Here is a 20054-nt window from a genome sequence, read left to right on the forward strand (position 1 = left end):
AGGAAACTATGAAACATCTGACGACGGCACTGGCGGTTGGCGCGGTGGCGCTGGCGTCTCAGGTCGCTGCGGACACGCAGGGCGTGAGCGACAGCGAAGTTGTGATTGGCTCGGTTAATGACCTGAGCGGGATTTTTGCAGCCGTCGGTGTTCCGGCGGTGAATGGGGCCAATCTGCGCTTTGAAGAAGCCAACAGCGCGGGCGGCGTGCACGGGCGTCAGATCCGCTTTGTTGTGGAGGACAACGGCTATCAGATCCCACGCGCGATGCAGGGCTACAACAAGCTGCTCAACCGCGACAAAGTCTTTGCCATGCTGCTCAGCCTTGGCACGCCGATGAACACCGCAGGCTTCAAATTGCTCGATCCCAAAGGCATTCCCAACATCGGTCCGCTCTCTGCGGCGCGTCAGATGCTTCAGGAACCGATGGGCAATAAATTCATCGGCTTCTCAAGCTATTACGATCAGGTGCAGGTTGGCGTGACCTATCTGGCCGAGGAATTCGGCGCCCAAGAAGTCTGCGCCATGTATATACCTTCCGACTTTGGCAAAGAGATCGCGGAATCCACTGCGGATGCAGCCGACACACTGGGCCTCACCATGGCGGGGGAAACCACCCACAAGCCTGACGAGCTGGATTTTGTCGGCTCTCTGACCAAACTCAAGGCAGCGGAATGTGACATCATCACCATGGCGCTGGGCGTGCGTCAGGGCATCACCGTGGTCGGCACCGCCAAGAAACTTGGCTGGACGGATGTGAAATTCCTCAACACCTCCGCAGGCTTTCTGGAACCGGTCGCTCAGGTGCCCGGTGGCGTGACCGAAGGGCTTTATGCAGCCGCAGGCTGGCGTGATCTTTATGAACGCGCGGCAGATCCAGTGCCTGCCAAGTTCATCGCGGATTACAAAGCGAAGTTTGATCAGCCTGCCTCTGGTTTTGCCATGCTTGGATATTCAGCGGCCGACACAGTCGTGCGCGCGCTTGAGGCCGCCGGGCCAGATCTCAGCCACGAAAGCTTCCTCGCGGCGATGGAAACGCTTGATTACATGGACGACGTAACGGATTCGCGCATCACTTACGGCCCTGATGATCATCGCGGCGCAGATGAGGTGGTGATTTCCGTGGTCGAAAACGGCGGCTGGAAAACTCTTGTGGTCAAATAACCGGCCACTCTAGCGTCCACTGTTTTCACAAAAATTCCCCGCAGCCGATGTTTTGGTCTGCGGGGAAGGCGGGAGTGATCGTTTTTGTTTCTTGTCCCCGCGATGGTGCCGCGTCCGATGTGTCGCGGCGGTCCCGTGTGTGGCTTTGCACGTCCCCAAACGCACAGCTGTCTGCCCCATTCTGCATCACAGCCAGCGCTCAGGGGATCTGCTCGACGCTACTGAAAACAGACTACACTATATCGGGGTAAAAATCTACATTTGGTTTTTGAGGTTTTCGAAGTCACTAAATATGCGCACCTAGCGCCACTCCACATCCCCAAGAAAAATATACCCAGCACCATATATGGTTTTGATCAGGCGTGGGTTTTTCGGGTCTTCCTGCAGCTTAGTGCGCAGCCGCGAAATGCGCACATCCATCGCCCTGTCAAAGCTCTCACCAGCAGCGCCGCCCAATGTCTCCTGCATTTGTGCGCGGCTGATCAGGCGTTTGGGACTGTCCAGAAACAAGCGCAACACTTCGCCCTCGGCATGGCTGAAGGGGGTCTCAACGCCTGCTTCATCCTCCAGCACATAGCGGTCAAAATACGCCGTCCAGCCGTTAAACTGCGCTGTGTTGGCAACAACCGGTGCTGCGCCGCGCTCTTTGCGCAGCCGAGCGCGCACGCGGGCCACCACTTCGGTCGGGTCAAAGGGCTTGATGATATAGTCATCCGCCCCCAGCTCCAGCCCGGTGATCCTGTCCTGCACCTGCGCGCGCCCGGAAATGATGATCACCGCCGCGCCGACCTCCAGCGCCAGCCGATGCACCAACGTCAGCCCGTCTTTGTCCGGCAGTCCCAGATCCACAAGACACACATCCGGCGTGGTGGATTTCAGCGCCGCTTCAAATTCTGTGGCCCTCGAAAACGCCATGGTGCGAAAGCCCGCATCCTCCAGCGCATCCGCAAGGATCATGCGGATATCCGGTTCATCGTCCAAAATGGTGACAAGCGGGGCGGTCATGGCAGGGCTCTCACTTCGGGTGCAGGAATTGATCTAACTGCTTGGCAGTAAACGGTTTGGGCAGCACCGGCGCCCGTGCCGCCCCTTCGATATAGAGCGTGTGGCTCTGGGGCAAGCTAGTCATCAGGTAAGTTGGCACACGCTCGCGTCCCACCTCGCGGATCAGATCCACACCGGTGGCCTCGCCTTCCAAGGAAATATCAGAAAGCACCAGCTTGATCTCAGGCACCTGATCCAGCAGCACCCGTGCCTCATCCACGCTGGCGGCTTCAATCACCGTGTGTTTCATATCGGTCAGCATGTCACGGATCAGCCCGCGCAGATCGGGGTTATCCTCCACCAAAAGCGCCAGCCCGGGTGTCGCATCCTGCACCGCGCGGCGCAGCGGCAGCCGCAGGATCACCTGCCCACCGCTCACCGCATTGCCGATTTTGATGTCGCCGCCCACCAGCTTTGTCATGTCATAAACCATCGCCAGTCCAAGGCCCGACCCATCCGCGCCCTTGGTGGTGAAAAACGGATCCAGCGCGCGGCTCAACGCTTCCTCAGAAAAACCCGGTCCTGTGTCGCGCACCGTGAATTGCACCCAGGTGTCTTGCACCAGTTCCGCAATCAACAGAATGGTGCCACCCGCACCACAGGCATGTGCTGCGTTCAACAGCAGATTCACAAGCGAATCCTGCAGCATCGATGGATCCACCATCAACGCGCCTTCGGGGATGTTGTTTTCGATGATCAGTGCAACGTTCTTCCCTACCGTCGGGCGGGCCAAAGTGTCCAGCTCTGACAGAAAACCCGCCATATCCGTGGCTGCCAGTTTAGGCACCCGTGGCCCGGTCACATTGGCCAGATTGTCAAGCAACGTGCCCCCACGCCGCGCCGCGCCCAATGTGGCCTCGATCAGCGATTGCGCCTCATCCGGCAGGCCCATCTTTTGCAATTTACGCTGTGTGCCCAGAATGATGGTCAGCAGGTTTGAGAAATCATGCGCCAGCCCACTGGTCATTTGGGCGGCAATCTCGCGCCGCCGGGTTTGCTGCAGGGCAACACGGGTTTGGGTTTCCTCGGTGATGTCCATCGACAGCACATAGACACCGCGCGCAGCCCCCTCACTGTCATCAGGCGTGAAAGCCACGCGGATGCGCCGCGTGCTGGGGTGTTCGTTAAACTCAAACACAGAGGCACGCCCCGCAAACGCACCCTCAAGATAGGGCCGGATCGCCCGAAACGCGCTGTCGCCAAGCGCGTCTTCGGCACGCATGCCCACAATATCTGACGGGCGCCCGGGGATCACCGCGCTCAGGCGGCGGTTGGAATAGGTGTAGATCCAGTCTGGTCCCACATGGGCGATATGGGCAGGCATCATTTCTGCCGTCAGGCGCATCCGCGCTTCGCTCTCGGTCAACTGGCGCTTGACCTCCTCAAGCGTATTGACCGTGCTTTCCATTTCCCGATTGGCTGCGGAAAGCTCTTCGGCGTATTGCAGCACCTGATCTGACAGCTCTTCAGAGCGCGCTCGCAGCAGGGCTTCCTGTCGTTTTGTGGCGGTGATGTCGGTGTAAACGGCCACCCAGCCCCCCTGTGGCAGTGGAGAGCCTTCCACACTGATCCAGCGGCCATCGGCGCGTTGACGCTCAAAATAGTGCGGCTCAAAAGCCAGGGCCCGTTTCACCCGATCCTGAATGAACGCCTGCTTCTCTGCGATGGGGATGACGCCATATTCGCCGTTCTCAATGAGAAACGCGATGGTGTCTGCAAAGGTCGCGCCCGGCTGCATCAAATGCTTGGGAATGGAGAACATTTCGCGAAAGCGCGCATTGGCCACCACCAATTTCAGGTCACTGTCATAAATCGACAGGGCCTGCTTGATCAGGTTCAGCCCGGCGACGGTCATCGCCTGCGTTTCCCCTTTCACATGCGCCATTCCGCTCTCCTTTCCACTACCGCTAACACCGGTTTTGGGGGCAGCGAAAGCCTGAAATGCGCCTTGTTACAATTCGTAAGGATTGGGAAATGTTCAGGAAAAAGTTGACCCACAGCCTGTTCTGAGCCCCACTGTGGGGGAGGAATCGTTTCGGCGATTTTGGCTTGCTCAAATACAACATTAGGGCGAGTTCTAGGGAGGAAAGAAAATTGGCACAGTCGTCACAGGCGACCGGTGGACTTGCGTCCATCCCGGCGCTGTTGCAGCGGAACGCCACCCAATTTGCGGACAAAGACGCTTATCGGGAAAAAGAGTTTGGGATCTGGCAGACCTGGACTTGGGCAGAGACAGCAAATGAAATCGAGGCGCTCGCGCTTGGCCTGATCAATTTGGGCGTGTCTGAGGGCGATTTTGTCGCCATTATCGGGCGCAACCGTCCTTATTTTTACTGGTCCATGGTTGCCGCGCAATGTGTTGGTGCGGTGCCCGTGCCTGTTTATCAGGACAGCGCGGCGGATGAGATGGAATACATCCTCGGCCACTGCGGCGCGAAATACGCCATCGTCGAAGATCAGGAACAGGTCGACAAGATCATCGACATTCAGGACAGCCTGCATCAGTTCGAACATATGATCTACATCGACCCGCGGGGTCTGCGGAAGTATGATCACCATCAGCTGCATGAATTCAGCCATATTCAGGCACAGGGGCGCGCGGCGCGGGATGAATGGATCACGGATCTTGAGGCGCGTCGTGGCAAGCTGACTTATGACAGCACCTGTGTGATGCTCTACACCTCAGGCACCACCGGCAAACCCAAGGGCGTGGTTCTTTCCAATCGCAACGTGATCGAAAGCGCAAAAAACTCTGCCGAGTTTGACGGTCTGACCGCCGGCGAAGAGATCCTTGCCTACCTGCCTATGGCCTGGGTCGGGGATTTCATCTTCTCGGTGGGGCAGGCTTATTGGACAGGTTTCTGCGTGAACTGCCCTGAGTCCGCGGACACCATGATGACTGACCTGCGTGAAATCGGGCCGACCTACTATTTTGCCCCACCACGCGTGTTTGAGACCCAGCTGACCAATGTGATGATCCGCATGGAAGACGCAGGCAATCTCAAGCGCCGGATGTTCCATAGATTTATGGAACACGCCAAAAAAGTGGGTGGTGATATTCTGGACGGCAATCCGGTTTCCTTCATGGACCGTCTGAAATACCGCCTTGGCGATATGCTGGTCTATGGCCCGCTGAAGGATACGCTTGGCTTTGGCCGCGTGCGGGTCGGCTACACCGCAGGTGAAGCGATTGGGCCTGAGATTTTTGAGTTCTATCGCTCCCTCGGCATCAACCTCAAACAGCTCTACGGCCAGACCGAAGCAACGGTGTTTATCACGGCGCAGCCGGATGGTCAGGTGCGCGCCGATACGGTGGGTGTGCCTGCACCGGACGTGGAAATCAAAATCGACGACAATGGCGAGATCCACTATCGCAGCCCCGGCGTGTTTGTGGAGTATTACAACAACCCGGAAAGCACCGCCTCGACCAAAGACGCCGAAGGCTGGGTCGCCACCGGAGATGCAGGCTTCTTCGAGCAAGACAGCGGCCATCTGCGCATCATCGACCGCGCCAAAGACGTGGGCAAAATGGCCGATGGGGCCATGTTCGCGCCGAAATATGTCGAGAACAAACTGAAGTTCTATCCCGACATTCTGGAGGCCGTACTCTTTGGCAACGGCAAGGACCGCTGCGTGGCCTTCATCAACATCGACCTGACGGCGGTGGGCAACTGGGCAGAGCGCAACAACATCCCCTATGCCTCCTATCAGGAGCTGGCGGGCCACCCGAAGGTGCTTGAGTCCATTCAGGGCCATGTGGAAACGGTCAACAAATCTGTGGCCGATGACCCAATGCTGGCGGGCTGTCAGATCCACCGCTTCCTTGTGCTGCACAAGGAGCTGGATGCCGATGACGGCGAAATGACCCGCACCCGCAAAGTGCGCCGTGTGATTGTGGCGGACAAATACAGCGATCTGGTGGAGGCGCTTTATGGCGGCGCCAGCTCGGTCTCCACAGAAACCGAAGTGACCTATGAAGACGGCCGCAAAGGCAGCATCCGCGCCACGCTTGAATTGCGCGACGCCGCAGTGGTGCCCGTGGCCAGCAAGGTGGCAGCAGAATGAACGATATGAGCAACGACAGTTTCGTCACCGACGATGGCCGCACCATTGGCGGTGTGGTGATGGAAATGAAAAACATCACGCTGCGCTTTGGCGGGGTGAAGGCGATCACCGACATCAGCTTTGACATCCGCGAAGGCGAGATCCGCGCGATCATCGGCCCGAACGGGGCTGGCAAATCCTCAATGCTGAACGTGATTTCCGGCTTCTACGTGCCGCAAGAAGGCGAAGTCTGGTACAAAGGTGCCAAGCGCCCTCCAATGAAACCTTATCAGGTGGCGCAACAGGGCATCGCCCGTACGTTTCAGAACATCGCGCTGTTTGAAGGCATGTCTGTTCTTGATAACGTGATGACCGGCCGTCTGCGCCAGATGAACGCCAATCTGATCCAACAGGCGCTCTGGAAAGGCAAAGCCGAGCAGGAAGAGGTCGAAAACCGCGCCTTTGTGGAGCGGATCATCGACTTCCTCGAAATCCAGCACATCCGCAAAACACCGGTGGGCCGTCTGCCTTACGGTCTGAAGAAACGGGTCGAGCTTGCGCGCGCACTGGCGGCAGAACCTTCGATCCTGCTTCTGGATGAGCCCATGGCCGGGATGAACGTCGAGGAGAAAGAGGACATGTCCCGCTTTATCCTTGATATGAATGATGAATTTGGCACCACAATCGCGCTGATCGAGCACGATATGGGCGTGGTCATGGATCTCTCCGACCGCGTTGTGGTGATGGATTACGGCAAAAAGATCGGCGATGGCACACCAGATGAGGTGCGCAACAACCAGGATGTGATCGACGCCTATCTGGGGGTGGCTCATGACTAAGCAAATCCCTGACTTCAAAGTAAAATTCGGAGGCGTTTGTGATGCCTGAAAGTCTACTCTACGGCACCGAGGTTGTGCTTAACGGCCTGATGGCAGGGGTGCTTTATGCCCTCGTCGCGCTGGGCTTCGTTCTGATCTACAAAGCCTCCGGTATCTTTAACTATGCGCAGGGTGTGATGGCGCTGTTTTCTGCGGCGACACTGGTGGGGATTATGAAAGGGCAGGTGCCTTTTGCCCATCTGATAAACGCAGCACTCGGCACGGAAATCCACCATTTCGGCTGGCACGTTCCTGCAGTTCTGGCGATCCTTTTGACCATGGGTGTTATGGTGCTCCTCGCCTGGGCGGTACAGAAATTTGTGTTCCGCCATCTGGTCAATCAGGAACCGATCATCCTGTTCATGGCCACCATCGGCCTCGCCTACTTCCTCGAAGGCTTTGGCGACCTGATGTGGGGTTCTGACATCAAGACACTGGATGTGGGCCTGCCCCAGGGCGGCAGTTTCTGGATTGAGGAAAACACCCAGTGGCTCGGCATGGGCAATGAAAACTTCTATGGCTTCTTCCTCGATCAATTGGATCTGGTCGCCACGGTGATCGCCGCTATCCTCGTGGTCGCATTGGTGCTGTTTTCACAATACACCAAGCAGGGCCGCGCCATGCGCGCTGTGGCAGATGATCACCAGGCCGCGCTGTCTGTGGGCATCTCGCTCAATTTCATCTGGGTCATGGTCTGGTCTGTGGCGGGCTTTGTGGCGCTGGTCGCCGGCATCATGTGGGGCGCCAAATCCGGTGTGCAGTTCTCGCTCTCGCTGATTGCACTCAAGGCGCTCCCGGTGCTGATGTTGGGGGGCTTCACCTCCATCCCCGGTGCCATTGTTGGCGGGTTGATCATCGGTGTGGGCGAAAAGCTGTTTGAATTCACTGTCGGCCCGCTGGTGGGTGGCGCGACCGAAAACTGGTTCGCCTATGTGCTTGCGCTCGTCTTCCTCGTCTTCCGGCCTCAGGGCCTCTTCGGCGAGAAGATTATCGAGAGGGTCTAAAACGAAAGGTCTCACAGGATATGCCAAAGTTACTAGCCATCCTGAACGTTATCGCCTGGTCCGGCTTCTGGGCCTTCGGCTACCTCGCCATCTCGGCGAACCCAGCTGATACAGGGCAAATGACCATCGCCGCGATCCTCGCGGCAACAGGAGGAGCACTGGGACTTTGGTGTTACTTCAAGCTTGTGCGCCACTCAGAGGCGACGGGTTATGCGAAAAAAGGGCTCCGGGCGGACCGGTCCCATCTTGAAAGAGAATATAACGAGGAGAACAGCTGATGTTCTATCGTGAAGCGGGCGACTTCAAAACGAACTACGCCGACGACAACCAAACCTTCCCGATCAGATTTGATCGCTATCGGTACTATGCGGTGATGCTCTTTGCCTTTGGTGCAGTGCCGTTCCTGATCAACGACTATTGGGTCAACGCGATCTTCCTGCCGTTCCTGATCTATGCGATCGCGGCGATTGGCCTGAACATCCTTGTGGGCTACTGCGGGCAGGTCAGCCTTGGCACCGGGGGCTTCATGGCCGTCGGGGCCTACGCCTGCTACAAACTCATGACCGCTTTCCCGGAAATCAGCATCTTTATCCACGTGCTGCTGGCAGGGGGCGTGACCGCGCTGGTGGGGGTGCTCTTTGGTCTGCCTTCGCTGCGCATCAAAGGGTTTTATCTCGCGGTGGCCACACTGGCGGCGCAGTTCTTTCTGGTCTGGCTCTTCAACCGGGTGCCGTGGTTTTACAACTACTCCGCCTCCGGTCAGATCTCCGCACCAGAACGCACCGTGTTCGGCATTGCCGTGACCGGCCCGAACACCACCGCTTGGGCGCCTTACCTCTTCTGTCTGGTGATCCTGACACTGCTGGCACTTATGGCGCGTAACCTGACGCGTGGCATGCAGGGGCGCAAATGGATGGCGATCCGCGACATGGACATTGCCGCTGAAATCATCGGTGTGAACCCGCTGAAGGCCAAGCTCTCTGCCTTTGCTGTCAGCTCTTTCTTCATCGGTGTCGCAGGCGCGCTGTTCTTCTCGGTCTATCTGGGCGCGGTGGAAGTGGGCGAAGCCTTTGGCATCAACCAGTCTTTCCTGGTGCTCTTCATGATCATCATCGGCGGTCTGGGCTCGATCTTTGGCTCCTTTGCTGGCGCAGCCTTTCTGGTTCTGATGCCGGTCCTGCTGAAAAACGTGCTGGTGGGGGGGCTTGGCTGGCCAACCGACATCGCCGCACACCTCGAATTCCTGATCGTGGGGGCGTTGATCATCGTCTTCCTGATCGCAGAACCTCATGGTCTTGCGCAACTCTGGCGCGTGGCCAAGGAGAAGCTGAGGTTGTGGCCCTTCCCGCATTGACGGCGGGGCCATGACCATCGTGCGCGGCGGGGAGGCGCTGCGCGCACCATCGGACAAAAACCAAGGGAGGAGAAACCCGATGAAATTGAAATTCGCATCCATGGCGCTCGGCGCGGTGATGGCGGCAGCCCCGGCAATGGCCGATCTGGTGTTCCCATCACTCAGCTACCGCACAGGCCCCTATGCCGCAGGCGGCATTCCGTTTGCAGATGGCTATGCAGACTACTTTACGCTGCTCAACGAACGTGACGGCGGTATTGGCGGCGTGCCTGCGCGTCTGCTGGAATGTGAAACGGGCTACAACACGCAAAAAGGCGTGGAATGCTATGAATCCACCAAAGGCGAAGGCGCGCTGGTCTATCAGCCGCTCTCCACGGGCATCACCTATCAGCTGATCCCCAAAGCAACCGCCGATGACATCCCGATCCACTCCATGGGCTATGGCCGGACCTCTGCTGCCAACGGCGAAGTGTTCAGCCACGTCTTCAACTATCCAGGCAACTACTGGAATGGTGCCTCCGGGGCGATCAACTACCTGCTGGAAGCCAACGGTGGCGACTTGTCCGGCAAAAAAATCGCGCTGGTCTATCACAACTCCGCTTACGGCAAAGAGCCGATCCGCACGCTCGAAGAGCTGCAGAAAAAGCACGGCTATGAGCTGAGCCTGCTGCCGGTGGATCACCCCGGTCAGGAACAAAAGTCCCAGTGGCTGCAAATCCGTCGTGAAAAGCCTGACTTTGTGCTGATGTGGGGCTGGGGCGTGATGAACCAGGTTGCGGTTCAGGAAGCCGCCAACATCCGCTTCCCGATGGAAAACTTCATTGGCATCTGGTGGTCTGGCGCAGAGCATGATGTGCTGCCAGCTGGCGACAAAGCCAATGGCTACAAGGCGCTGACCTTCCACAATGTGGGCCGTGACTTCCCGATCTTTGATGACATCCAGAAATATGTTGTCGACACGGGCAAAGCCGCAGGCGCAGGCGATCAGATCGGCAACGTGCTTTATAACCGTGGCATGTATGCCGCCATGCTCGCAGCCGAAGCCGCCAAAACCGCGCAGGAAATTCATGGCACCGGTGAAATCACTGCAAGCCAGATGCGCGACGGCATGGAAGCCCTGCAGATCGATGAGGCCAAAATGGCGGCGCTTGGCATGCCAAACTTCGGTCCAGCCTTTGATGTATCCTGTCAGAACCACGGTGGCCCGGGCCTCGTGGGTGTGACCCAGTGGGACGCAGCCAACAAAACCTGGTCGCTGATCTCTGACTTTGCCGCGACAGATGGCGAGGTGATCGGTGCGCTGGTGGCAGAAGACTCCGCTGCCTACGCTGCTGAAAACAACATCGAAGCGGCCTGCAAGTAAGCCGCGCAAACACATCAGCCCCGGCCGCCAGCGGCTGGCCGGGGCACCCTGATCCAGACACGAAAGACAACGCATATGCTTGACGCTGGCCGCACCGAAGAGACCCTTTTGGAGGTCAACAACATCGAGGTGATCTACAACCACGTGATCCTTGTTTTGAAAGGCGTGAGCCTTTCGGTACCCAAGGGCGGCATCACCGCTTTGCTGGGGGGCAATGGCGCAGGCAAAACCACCACGCTGAAAGCCATTTCAAACCTGCTGCACTCCGAGCGCGGCGAGGTCACCAAGGGCTCGATCAACTATCGCGGCGAACCGGTGGCCGATCTTGACCCGGCCGCGCTGGTGAAAAAGGGCGTCATTCAGGTGATGGAAGGCCGCCACTGTTTTGAACACCTCACCGTCGAAGAAAACCTGCTGACCGGGGCCTACACCCGCAGCGGTGGCGAAGTCGCTGCAGATCTCGAGATGGTCTATAATTACTTCCCACGCCTCAAAGAACGCCGCAAATCGCAGGCGGGCTATACCTCCGGCGGGGAGCAGCAGATGGTTGCTATTGGCCGCGCCCTGATGAGCCGCCCAGAGTGCATCCTGCTGGATGAGCCATCCATGGGCCTCGCACCGCAGTTGGTAGAAGAGATTTTCACCATCGTGAAAGACCTCAACGAAAAAGAAGGTGCCACTTTCCTTCTGGCAGAGCAAAACACCAACGTCGCCCTGCGGTTCGCGCACTATGGCTACATTCTGGAATCCGGTCGCGTGGTGATGGATGGCCCCGCCGCCGATCTGCGCGAAAACCCGGATGTGAAAGAGTTTTACCTCGGCATGTCTGAGGAAGGCCGCAAATCCTTCCGCGATGTGCGCTCCTACCGTCGTCGCAAACGCTGGCTGAGCTAACCTCAGCTTTCCCTCTCGCCCGATCTTTGGGCATTCACTCCCCCTCTCGCGCTGCGCCTACACCGCGCGCGCACAAGAAATCTTTGGCCGCATGACAAGCGGCAGAGCACATAAAGGATGGCACCATGAGCCGCTTTTTTGATGAGTTGGAAACCCGCAGCGCCGATCAGCGCGCCGCAGACCTGAGCGTCGCCCTGCCAGCGCAGCTGGCCCGGGCCAAAGCTTTGCCGGGCTTCGCGGCCAGTCTTGCCAATGTCGATCCGGCAGCGATTTCTTCAGCTGCCGCGCTCGCAGACCTTCCCGTGCTGCGCAAATCTGAACTTGGCGCGGCGCAGAAAGCCGCAGGCCCACTGGGTGGTTTTGCCGATCTCAGCAATCCCAATATTGCCCATGTGTTCCAATCTCCGGGTCCGATCTATGAACCCGGCGGCACCAGCCATGATTGGTTCCGTTTTGGCCGTGTGCTGCATGCGGTGGGCATTGGGGCAGACGACATTGTGCAGAACTGCTTTTCTTACCATCTGACCCCGGCGGGCATGATGTTTGAAAGCGGTGCGCGCGCCGTGGGGGCCAAAGTGCTGCCTGCAGGTGTCGGCCAGACCGAAATGCAGGTCCGCGCCGCTGTGGACATCGGCACCACCGCCTATGCCGGCACGCCGGACTATCTGAAGATCATCCTCGACAAAGCCGAGGAGATGGGCGAGAAGCTCCAGATCACCAAAGCCACAGTGGGCGGCGGCGCGCTCTTCCCATCGCTGCGTCAGGAATATGCTGATCGTGGCATCACCTGCCTGCAAGGCTACGGCACGGCGGATCTTGGCTCAATCGCCTATGAGTCTGACGCCATGGAAGGCATGATCATCGACGAAGGCGTGATTGTCGAAATCGTCACCCCCGGCACCGGCACCCCTGTGGCACCGGGTGAGGTAGGCGAAGTGGTGGTCACCACGCTCAACCCTGATTATCCGCTGATCCGCTTTGCCACCGGCGATCTCTCCGCAATCCTGCCGGGCGAAAGCCCCTGTGGCCGCACCAATATGCGCATCAAAGGCTGGATGGGCCGCGCCGATCAGACCGCCAAGATCAAAGGCATGTTTGTGCGCCCTGAACAGGTCGCGGCGCTGGTCGCCAAACATGATGAAATCGCTAAGGCGCGCGTCATTGCCACCCGCGCGGGTGAGATGGATGTGATGACAGTGCAGATTGAATCCCCCGGCGGGGATGCGGCTGCGTATGGGGCCTCCGTTGTGGATGCGCTGAAGCTCAAAGGCACGGTGGAAATTGTTGCGCCGGGCAGCTTGCCCAAAGATGGCATCGTCATCGAAGACCAGCGCAAATACGATTGATCCAAAGCTAACGCCCGTGTCGCTTGCGGCACGGGCTGCACCTGCCTGCCCCCCGGCAGGTGCTTACGCACCTTCCCAGGCAGGCTTAGCCCTTGTTAAGGCACTATCCTACCGTATCCCACGCCCCTTTTGGATCGCATCCGCGCCAAACCGCGCGCGGATTGCATCCGTGGCTCGCTCCGCTTTGGCGCGCTGCACCGCCTGCGGATCAAGCAGATCGCCTGACAGATCCGCCTGTGTGGCGGGCACCAAATCCGCCAGCCCCACCCCGATCAGCCGATACGGCCCCTCATTGCCAACCTGATCAAACAATCCGCGTGCGGTGCGATACAGCGTGTCCGCCATTTGTGTGGCGTCCCGCAGGCTGATCCGGCGGCTGATCGTGCTGTGATTGGCGCGCTTCAGCTTCAAGGTCACCACACGCCCCGCCAGATTCTTGGCTTTCGCCCGATCAGAGACTTTTTCTGACAGCCGCCAGATGTGCCCGTCCAGCACATCCAGACTGGCGGTGTCCTCAAAAAACGTGGTCTCATTGCTTATGCTTTTCATCGGCGCATGGGCGGAGACCTTGCGTTTGTCCTGCCCCCGCGCCAGATGCCACAGTCGATACCCCGTGTTGCCAAATCGCGCGATCAGGTCTTCCTGATCCCAGCGCAGCAAATCGGTGAAGGTGCGAATGCCCGCCCGCTCCAGACTTTCCTGCGCCACCGGACCAATCCCCCAGATCATCCGCACCGGCTTGTCACTCAGGAATTCCGCCGTCTCCGCCTCGCCAATCACCGAAAACCCGCGCGGCTTGTCCAGATCACTGGCCACTTTGGCGAGGAATTTGTTGTGCGATAGCCCAATGGAGCCGGTAATCCCCAGCTCGTCTTTCATGCGCTTTGTCAGCCGTGCGAGCATCACCGCAGGCGGCGCGCCATGCAGCTTTGCGGTGCCGGTGAGATCCAGAAACGCCTCATCCAGTGACAGTGGCTCAATCACCGGGGTCAGCTCATCCATCATCGCGCGAATGGCGCGGCTGACTTCCACATAGACGGACATGCGCGGCTTGATCACCACCGCTTCGGGGCAGAGTTTCAGCGCCTGAAACATTGGCATGGCGCTGCGCACCCCGCGAATGCGCGCCACATAACAGGCGGTCGAGACAACCCCGCGCCGCCCGCCGCCGATGATCACCGGCTTGTCCACCAGCTCCGGATTGTCGCGTTTTTCCACGCTCGCGTAAAACGCATCGCAATCCATATGGGCGATGGACAGGTCAAACAGCTCCGGATGGGAAATCATGCGCATGCTGCCACAGTGGCCACAGCGCGCAGCGCTCTGGCTTTCGGTCAGGCAGTCTCGGCAAAATGCGGGCATCCGCGCGTCTCTCGTGTGAGTCTCGGAGCCTCAATATAGCAGCTGTCGCGCCACCTGACAGGGGCGCAACACCAGATGGCGGCGCAAAACCTTAAAGGCTTGCCAACTCCGCCACGATGGCCTCTGCCGCTCCGCGTGGATTGTCTGCGGTCCAGACCGGACGGCCCACAACGATATGATCTGCGCCGTCTTTGATGGCACTTGCCGGGGTTGCCACGCGCTTCTGATCGCCAAGTGCCGCGCCTGCGGGGCGCACGCCGGGAGTCACGATCAGACGGCCCTCAGATTCTGGCAGCGCCCGGATCAGTGCGGCTTCCTGAGGGGAGGCAATCACGCCATCCGCGCCCGCGTCAAACGCCCGGCCTGCGCGCTCCTGTACCAGATCCTTGATCTCGCCGTCTTTGATCAGACAGTTGTCCAGATCTGCGCGATCCAGCGAGGTCAGGATGGTCACGCCCAGAATTTTCAGATTGCTGCCCGCCGCGCCTTCTTTGGCCGCAGCCACCACATGCGGGTCGCCATGCACGGTGAGGAAATCCAGGTCAAACTGCGCCAGCCCCCGCACCGCCGCCTCAACAGTGGCGCCGATGTCAAACAGCTTCATATCCAGAAAGATGCGCTTGCCGTGCTCATCCTTCAGCTCATTGGCCAGCGCCAGCCCGCCTCCGGTCAACATGCCAAGCCCGATCTTGTAAAAAGACACGGCATCGCCAATCTGCTCCGCAAGTTTCAGGCCCTGCAGGGCGTTGGGCACGTCAAGGGCTACGATCAGGCGGTCGTCTGAACTCATGGGAGGTCTCCAGCAATTTAGGGTGGCACAAAGCAAACGTGCGCCTTCTAGCGCTTCAACTCCGGTCCGGCAAGTCTGCGTGCGCGTGCGCAGGCCCCAGAATCCGCCAGAAACCCCCAGAAACGCAAAAAGCCTCCCCGTTGGGAGGCTTCATGGGTGATCTTTCTTAGGGATCACCCCTCGTTTGGCAAAACCCCTGGGGCAAAAGACAGCTCTTCATGGCCTGTGCGCATCTCCGGCATCCGGCGCAGTTGACGCAGCGCCTCTCTGATCAGAGCAATGCGGCCAGGCCCCTTTTGGGGCTCTGTGGTTTCTGCCGCTAGGATCGCGCAATGCACCCGCACATCACGCGCCTCACTGCTCAGGCTCACCACCGCGCTCAACTCCCCCAAGGTCTGACGATACATCGGGTTAGAGATTTGGATATCGGTCACATGCATCTCATGGTCTTTTCTTAAGTCTGCTCACCTAAGTGTTTCTGCACCGCAAATGGGGCGAAATTCGTCTCAATTTTTGGGAATTTTCGTGCTCATTCCTGTCAAACGCGCAAAACGTGCACAGGCGGGCGGAAATTCCTGTCAGGCAATCTTGACCTGACGCGCGCGAGATCCCACATTTTGCATGAGGCCCACAACCAGGCGTGCCGCAATGCGGGCGCCATCGGCAAAAGGGCGCTTATAAAAAGGAGAAAACCATGGACTTGAGCAAGTTCACGGAGCGGTCGCGCGGCTTCATTCAGGCGGCGCAGACCATTGCGATGCGGGAAAATCACCAGCGTCTGGTGCCCGAACACATTCTAAAAGCGCTGATGGACGACGATCAGGGGCTCGCAGCCAACCTGATCAGCCGCGCGGGTGGCAACGCCGCAGCTGTGCGCGAAGCGGTGGATGCCGCGGTTGCCAAACAGCCGCAAGTGTCGGGCGACACCGGCCAACCCTATCTGGACAACACCTCTGCCAAAGTCCTGTCAGAGGCTGAAAGCCTCGCCAAAAAAGCGGGCGACAGCTTTGTCCCGGTGGAGCGCATCTTGATGGCGCTGGTGATGGTGAAATCCAAAGCCAAAGAGGCGCTCGTGGCGGGCAACGTTACCGCCCAAGCACTCAATGCAGCGATCAACGACATTCGCAAAGGCCGCACCGCCGACAGCGCGTCGGCAGAAGATGGGTATGAGGCGCTCAAGAAATACGCGCAGGATCTGACAGAACGTGCCAGCGAAGGCAAAATCGACCCGATCATTGGCCGCGATGATGAAATCCGCCGCGCCATGCAGGTGCTGAGCCGCCGCACCAAAAACAACCCCGTCATGATCGGGGAACCCGGCGTCGGGAAAACCGCGATTGCCGAGGGTATGGCCCTGCGCATCGTCAACGGCGACGTGCCGGAGTCCCTGCGCAACAAAAAACTTCTGGCGCTCGACATGGGCGCGCTGATTGCTGGCGCAAAATACCGTGGCGAGTTTGAGGAACGCCTCAAATCCGTGCTCACCGAAGTCACTGAGGCCGCAGGCGAAATCATCCTCTTCATTGACGAGATGCACACCCTTGTGGGCGCGGGCAAATCGGAAGGCGCGATGGATGCGGCCAACCTGATCAAACCGGCCCTTGCGCGCGGGGAGCTGCACTGCATCGGCGCAACCACGCTCGATGAATACCGCAAATATGTGGAGAAAGACGCAGCGCTCGCGCGGCGCTTCCAGCCGGTGATGGTCGAAGAGCCCACCGTGGAAGACACAATTTCCATCCTGCGCGGGATCAAGGAAAAATATGAGCTGCACCACGGTGTGCGCATCTCAGATAGTGCGCTGGTCGCGGCCTCCACGCTCAGCCATCGTTACATCACCGACCGCTTCCTGCCAGATAAAGCCATCGACCTTGTGGACGAGGCCGCCTCCCGCCTGCGCATGGAAGTGGACAGCAAACCAGAAGAGCTCGACGCGCTTGACCGTCAGATCCTGCAATTGCAGATCGAAGAACAGGCGCTCCAACTTGAGGATGACGCCGCCTCGGTGGACCGTCTGGAAACCCTGCAAAAAGACCTCGCAGATCTGCAGGAAAAATCCGCAGAGATGACCGCCAAATGGCAGGCTGGTCGCGATAAGCTGGCCTCCGCGCAGAACATCAAAGAAGCGCTGGATCAAGCCCGCGCCGATCTCGACATCGCCAAACGTGCAGGCAACCTCGCCCGCGCAGGCGAGCTGAGCTACGGCGTGATCCCCGATCTGGAGAAAAAACTGGATGCGGCCGAAAACGGCGAAGGCGAAATGACGGTGGAAGAAGCTGTACGCCCGGAACAGATCGCGCAGGTGGTCGAGCGTTGGACAGGCATCCCTACTTCCAAGATGCTCGAAGGCGAGCGTGAAAAGCTCCTGCGCATGGAAGACGACCTGCACGCTCGCGTCATCGGCCAGAACGCGGCGGTCACCGCTGTCTCCAACGCCGTGCGCCGTGCCCGCGCAGGCCTCAACGATGAAAACCGCCCCCTTGGCAGCTTCCTCTTCCTTGGCCCAACTGGTGTGGGGAAAACCGAGCTCACCAAAGCTGTGGCCGACTTCCTCTTTGATGATGACAGCGCCATGGTGCGCATCGACATGTCGGAATTCATGGAGAAACACGCGGTCGCCCGCCTGATCGGCGCGCCTCCCGGCTATGTCGGCTACGACGAAGGTGGGGTTCTGACAGAGGCCGTGCGCCGCCGCCCTTATCAGGTGGTGCTGTTTGACGAGGTTGAGAAAGCCCACCCTGATGTCTTCAACGTGCTTTTGCAGGTGCTTGATGATGGGGTGCTGACCGACGGTCAGGGCCGCACGGTGGATTTCAAGCAAACGCTGATCATCCTCACCTCCAACCTTGGCGCACAGGCGCTCAGCCAATTGCCCGAAGGTGCGGATGCCGCAGATGCGCGGCGCGATGTGATGGATGCGGTGCGGGCCCATTTCCGCCCCGAATTCCTCAACCGTCTGGATGAGACCGTGATCTTTGATCGTCTTGCGCGTGCCGATATGGATGGCATCGTCGACATTCAGCTGGCGCGCCTGAAGAAACGACTGGCGGGCCGCAAAATCAGCGTTGAGCTGGATGAAGGCGCGCAGAAATGGCTGGCTGACGAAGGCTATGATCCAGTCTTTGGCGCCCGCCCGCTGAAACGCGTGATCCAGCGCGCCCTGCAAAACCCGCTCGCCGAAGCGCTGTTGGCAGGCGACGTGAAAGACGGCGATACCGTGCCAGTCTCGGCAGGGGCCGAAGGGCTCATCATCGGTGATCGGCTCGGCACATCCGGGCGCCCCAAACCAGACGATGCGGTTGTGCATTGACCCCAGACATATCTAATAAGAAGGTCCGCTGTTTCAGCGGGCCTTTTTCATAAGAACAACAACGCTCAAAGGGGCAGGCATGGCGCAGAAAATGGATTGGCAGACGCTGCTGAATACGGAACGTCCGGGCAAACCGGGACGGGCCGAAGATCCGGGCCGCCCGAACTACACGCAAGACGCAGATCGCATCACCTTCTCCGCGCCTTTCCGTCGGCTTGCGAACAAAACGCAAGTCCATCCGCTTTATGCCAATGACCATCTTCGCCATCGCATGATCCACTCATCGGAAGTGGCCAGCGTAGGGCGTAATCTTGGCATGCAGGTAGGGCATTGGCTGGAAGGGCAGGGAGAGATTGAACCCGGCGAGGCGCATAAGGTTGCAGGCGTCATTCATGCCGCCGCACTGGCCCACGACATCGGCAATCCGCCCTTTGGCCATTCCGGCGAAGCCACCATTGGCGCGTGGTTCAAGCAGCAGTTTGAAAAATCCGAGGGCCTGTTTAAAGGCGTGGATGAGGCGCTCTGGGAAGAATTCATCAAGTTTGAGGGCAACGCCCAAGGCTACCGCATCCTCACCCGTCTCGAAATGTATCGCGGCACGCGTGGCATGGATCTCACCCATGCTGTGATCGGCGCGTTCACAAAATACCCCATGTCGGCAAGCAGCTCCAAGGCCATCAAAGATGCCAAAGCGGCGACGGGCATCCCACGCGCCGACGTCAAAAACCACATCTATGCGGGGGCCAAGAAGTTTGGCTTTTTCGAAGATGAACGGGATATCTTTGCCACCACCGCCACCGCGCTGGGCCTGATTGAAGAGAAAGACCCGGACGGCAGAAGCTGGTGGCGGCGGCATCCGCTGGTCTTTCTCGTCGAGGCCGCAGACGACATTTGCTACAATATTGTCGATCTCGAAGATGGGTTCACCGCCGGCGATCTCAGCTTTGCCAAGGTAAAGGGGCTGCTGCTCGATCTCATCGAGAATAAGCCGAACGATCAATCAGGGTTCACTGAGTACGAGCAGATCAGCCATTTGCGTGCCATGGCCATTGGCAGCGCCATCGGCGCCTGCGTCGAGGCGTTCAAAGTCAATTACGCGGCCATCATGTCGGGGCAATACTCCGGCGAGTTGATGGATGACTCAGCCCTTGGCCCACAATTCCGCGCGATCCGCACATTGGCCAGCGAACAGCTGTTTACTGCGCCCCGCAAAACCAAACTCGAGGTGCGCGGTCGCAATCTGATTTTCTCTGTGCTGGATGGCATTCTCCCGGCCTATACCGCTTTGAAAGAGGCAGGTTGGAGCGAAACCGATTTGCCAGCCTATGAAAAGCAACTGGTGCGCGCGGTTGGCCTCGACCTGCGCGGGGTCAACAGCAACTACACCGCCCTGCACGCCATGACGGATTTTGTCTCAGGCATGACAGATCGCTACGCCGTGGAAACCGCCAAGCTGCTTTCCGGCACAGCTTAGGCATGGCTCAGGCGAGATGGTGTTGACT

Annotated in this window: 16 protein-coding genes; 11 read left to right on the forward strand and 5 right to left on the reverse strand. The window is 58.9% G+C overall.

Annotation, left to right across the window (positions count from 1 at the left end; translation table 11 throughout):
* Window positions 1-8: 8 nt before the first annotated feature.
* Window positions 9-1163: an ABC transporter substrate-binding protein gene (locus PJL69_RS12675; protein WP_271309970.1), complete on the forward strand. Its 1155-nt coding sequence runs from the start codon at window positions 9-11 to the stop codon at window positions 1161-1163.
* Between the two features lie 300 nt (window positions 1164-1463).
* Here PJL69_RS12675 and PJL69_RS12680 read toward each other — a convergent pair whose 3' ends face one another.
* A complete protein-coding gene (locus PJL69_RS12680; protein ID WP_209098014.1) occupies window positions 1464-2168 on the reverse strand; it encodes a response regulator transcription factor in 705 nt (234 codons plus the stop codon).
* Window positions 2169-2178: 10 nt separating this feature from the next.
* Window positions 2179-4092 carry a hybrid sensor histidine kinase/response regulator gene (locus PJL69_RS12685; protein ID WP_271309971.1) on the reverse strand — a complete coding sequence of 638 codons (1914 nt, stop codon included), beginning with the start codon at window positions 4090-4092 and terminating at the stop codon, window positions 2179-2181.
* 209 nt (window positions 4093-4301) lie between these two features.
* Between PJL69_RS12685 and PJL69_RS12690 the strand changes: the two genes are divergently transcribed.
* The 8 genes from PJL69_RS12690 to PJL69_RS12725 all read left to right on the forward strand — a co-directional run bounded on the left by PJL69_RS12690 (window position 4302) and on the right by PJL69_RS12725 (window position 13090).
* Entirely contained in the window at window positions 4302-6272 is a 1971-nt protein-coding gene (locus tag PJL69_RS12690) for an AMP-binding protein (protein WP_271309972.1), read from the forward strand.
* Window positions 6269-7090, forward strand: coding sequence for an ABC transporter ATP-binding protein (locus PJL69_RS12695; RefSeq protein ID WP_209057486.1), 822 nt, complete (start codon window positions 6269-6271; stop codon window positions 7088-7090). Before PJL69_RS12690 ends, PJL69_RS12695 begins: the two co-directional genes overlap by 4 nt.
* Before the next feature lie 41 nt (window positions 7091-7131).
* Window positions 7132-8133 (forward strand): branched-chain amino acid ABC transporter permease, encoded by a 1002-nt coding sequence (locus PJL69_RS12700; RefSeq protein WP_209098018.1) that lies wholly within the window; start codon window positions 7132-7134, stop codon window positions 8131-8133.
* Window positions 8134-8153: 20 nt separating this feature from the next.
* Window positions 8154-8411 (forward strand): hypothetical protein, encoded by a 258-nt coding sequence (locus PJL69_RS12705; RefSeq protein WP_271309973.1) that lies wholly within the window; start codon window positions 8154-8156, stop codon window positions 8409-8411.
* Window positions 8411-9487: a branched-chain amino acid ABC transporter permease gene (locus tag PJL69_RS12710; protein WP_271309974.1), complete on the forward strand. Its 1077-nt coding sequence runs from the start codon at window positions 8411-8413 to the stop codon at window positions 9485-9487. Before PJL69_RS12705 ends, PJL69_RS12710 begins: the two co-directional genes overlap by 1 nt.
* A gap of 79 nt (window positions 9488-9566) precedes the next feature.
* Entirely contained in the window at window positions 9567-10850 is a 1284-nt protein-coding gene (locus PJL69_RS12715) for an ABC transporter substrate-binding protein (protein ID WP_271309975.1), read from the forward strand.
* A 75-nt stretch (window positions 10851-10925) separates the two neighbouring features.
* On the forward strand, window positions 10926-11744 hold the full coding sequence (locus PJL69_RS12720; protein WP_209098022.1) for an ABC transporter ATP-binding protein: 819 nt from the start codon (window positions 10926-10928) through the stop codon (window positions 11742-11744).
* A 125-nt stretch (window positions 11745-11869) separates the two neighbouring features.
* Window positions 11870-13090, forward strand: a complete 1221-nt coding sequence (locus tag PJL69_RS12725; protein WP_271309976.1) for a phenylacetate--CoA ligase family protein — start codon at window positions 11870-11872, stop codon at window positions 13088-13090.
* A gap of 108 nt (window positions 13091-13198) precedes the next feature.
* Here PJL69_RS12725 and PJL69_RS12730 read toward each other — a convergent pair whose 3' ends face one another.
* The 3 genes from PJL69_RS12730 to PJL69_RS12740 form a co-directional block, all read right to left on the reverse strand.
* Window positions 13199-14452, reverse strand: a complete 1254-nt coding sequence (locus PJL69_RS12730; protein ID WP_271309977.1) for a DNA polymerase IV — start codon at window positions 14450-14452, stop codon at window positions 13199-13201.
* Window positions 14453-14543: 91 nt separating this feature from the next.
* Window positions 14544-15242 (reverse strand): orotidine-5'-phosphate decarboxylase, encoded by a 699-nt coding sequence (gene pyrF, locus PJL69_RS12735; protein ID WP_271309978.1) that lies wholly within the window; start codon window positions 15240-15242, stop codon window positions 14544-14546.
* Window positions 15243-15415: 173 nt separating this feature from the next.
* The gene (locus PJL69_RS12740; protein ID WP_271309979.1) at window positions 15416-15676 is read right to left on the reverse strand and encodes a hypothetical protein; all 261 of its coding nucleotides are present in this window, start codon (window positions 15674-15676) and stop codon (window positions 15416-15418) included.
* 260 nt (window positions 15677-15936) lie between these two features.
* Here PJL69_RS12740 and clpB point away from each other — a divergent pair, with 260 nt between their 5' ends.
* Together clpB and dgt are read left to right on the forward strand one after the other, a co-directional pair.
* Window positions 15937-18552, forward strand: a complete 2616-nt coding sequence (gene clpB, locus PJL69_RS12745) for an ATP-dependent chaperone ClpB (RefSeq protein WP_271309980.1) — start codon at window positions 15937-15939, stop codon at window positions 18550-18552.
* 79 nt (window positions 18553-18631) lie between these two features.
* Window positions 18632-20026 (forward strand): dGTP triphosphohydrolase, encoded by a 1395-nt coding sequence (gene dgt, locus PJL69_RS12750; RefSeq protein ID WP_271309981.1) that lies wholly within the window; start codon window positions 18632-18634, stop codon window positions 20024-20026.
* Window positions 20027-20054 lie beyond the last annotated feature (28 nt).

Origin of the sequence: Shimia sp. MMG029 (genome assembly GCF_027947445.1) — a bacterium.
In the GTDB taxonomy this organism is placed as follows: Bacteria; Pseudomonadota; Alphaproteobacteria; order Rhodobacterales; family Rhodobacteraceae; genus Shimia.

Coding starts and splice junctions, on each gene's coding strand:
- PJL69_RS12675 (WP_271309970.1), top strand. CDS start 9: ATGAAACATCTGACGACGGCACTGGCGGTTGGCGCGGTGGCGCTGGCG.
- PJL69_RS12680 (WP_209098014.1), bottom strand. CDS start 2,168: ATGACCGCCCCGCTTGTCACCATTTTGGACGATGAACCGGATATCCGC.
- PJL69_RS12685 (WP_271309971.1), bottom strand. CDS start 4,092: ATGGCGCATGTGAAAGGGGAAACGCAGGCGATGACCGTCGCCGGGCTG.
- PJL69_RS12695 (WP_209057486.1), top strand. CDS start 6,269: ATGAACGATATGAGCAACGACAGTTTCGTCACCGACGATGGCCGCACC.
- PJL69_RS12700 (WP_209098018.1), top strand. CDS start 7,132: ATGCCTGAAAGTCTACTCTACGGCACCGAGGTTGTGCTTAACGGCCTG.
- PJL69_RS12705 (WP_271309973.1), top strand. CDS start 8,154: ATGCCAAAGTTACTAGCCATCCTGAACGTTATCGCCTGGTCCGGCTTC.
- PJL69_RS12710 (WP_271309974.1), top strand. CDS start 8,411: ATGTTCTATCGTGAAGCGGGCGACTTCAAAACGAACTACGCCGACGAC.
- PJL69_RS12715 (WP_271309975.1), top strand. CDS start 9,567: ATGAAATTGAAATTCGCATCCATGGCGCTCGGCGCGGTGATGGCGGCA.
- PJL69_RS12720 (WP_209098022.1), top strand. CDS start 10,926: ATGCTTGACGCTGGCCGCACCGAAGAGACCCTTTTGGAGGTCAACAAC.
- PJL69_RS12725 (WP_271309976.1), top strand. CDS start 11,870: ATGAGCCGCTTTTTTGATGAGTTGGAAACCCGCAGCGCCGATCAGCGC.
- PJL69_RS12730 (WP_271309977.1), bottom strand. CDS start 14,452: ATGCCCGCATTTTGCCGAGACTGCCTGACCGAAAGCCAGAGCGCTGCG.
- pyrF (WP_271309978.1), bottom strand. CDS start 15,242: ATGAGTTCAGACGACCGCCTGATCGTAGCCCTTGACGTGCCCAACGCC.
- clpB (WP_271309980.1), top strand. CDS start 15,937: ATGGACTTGAGCAAGTTCACGGAGCGGTCGCGCGGCTTCATTCAGGCG.
- dgt (WP_271309981.1), top strand. CDS start 18,632: ATGGCGCAGAAAATGGATTGGCAGACGCTGCTGAATACGGAACGTCCG.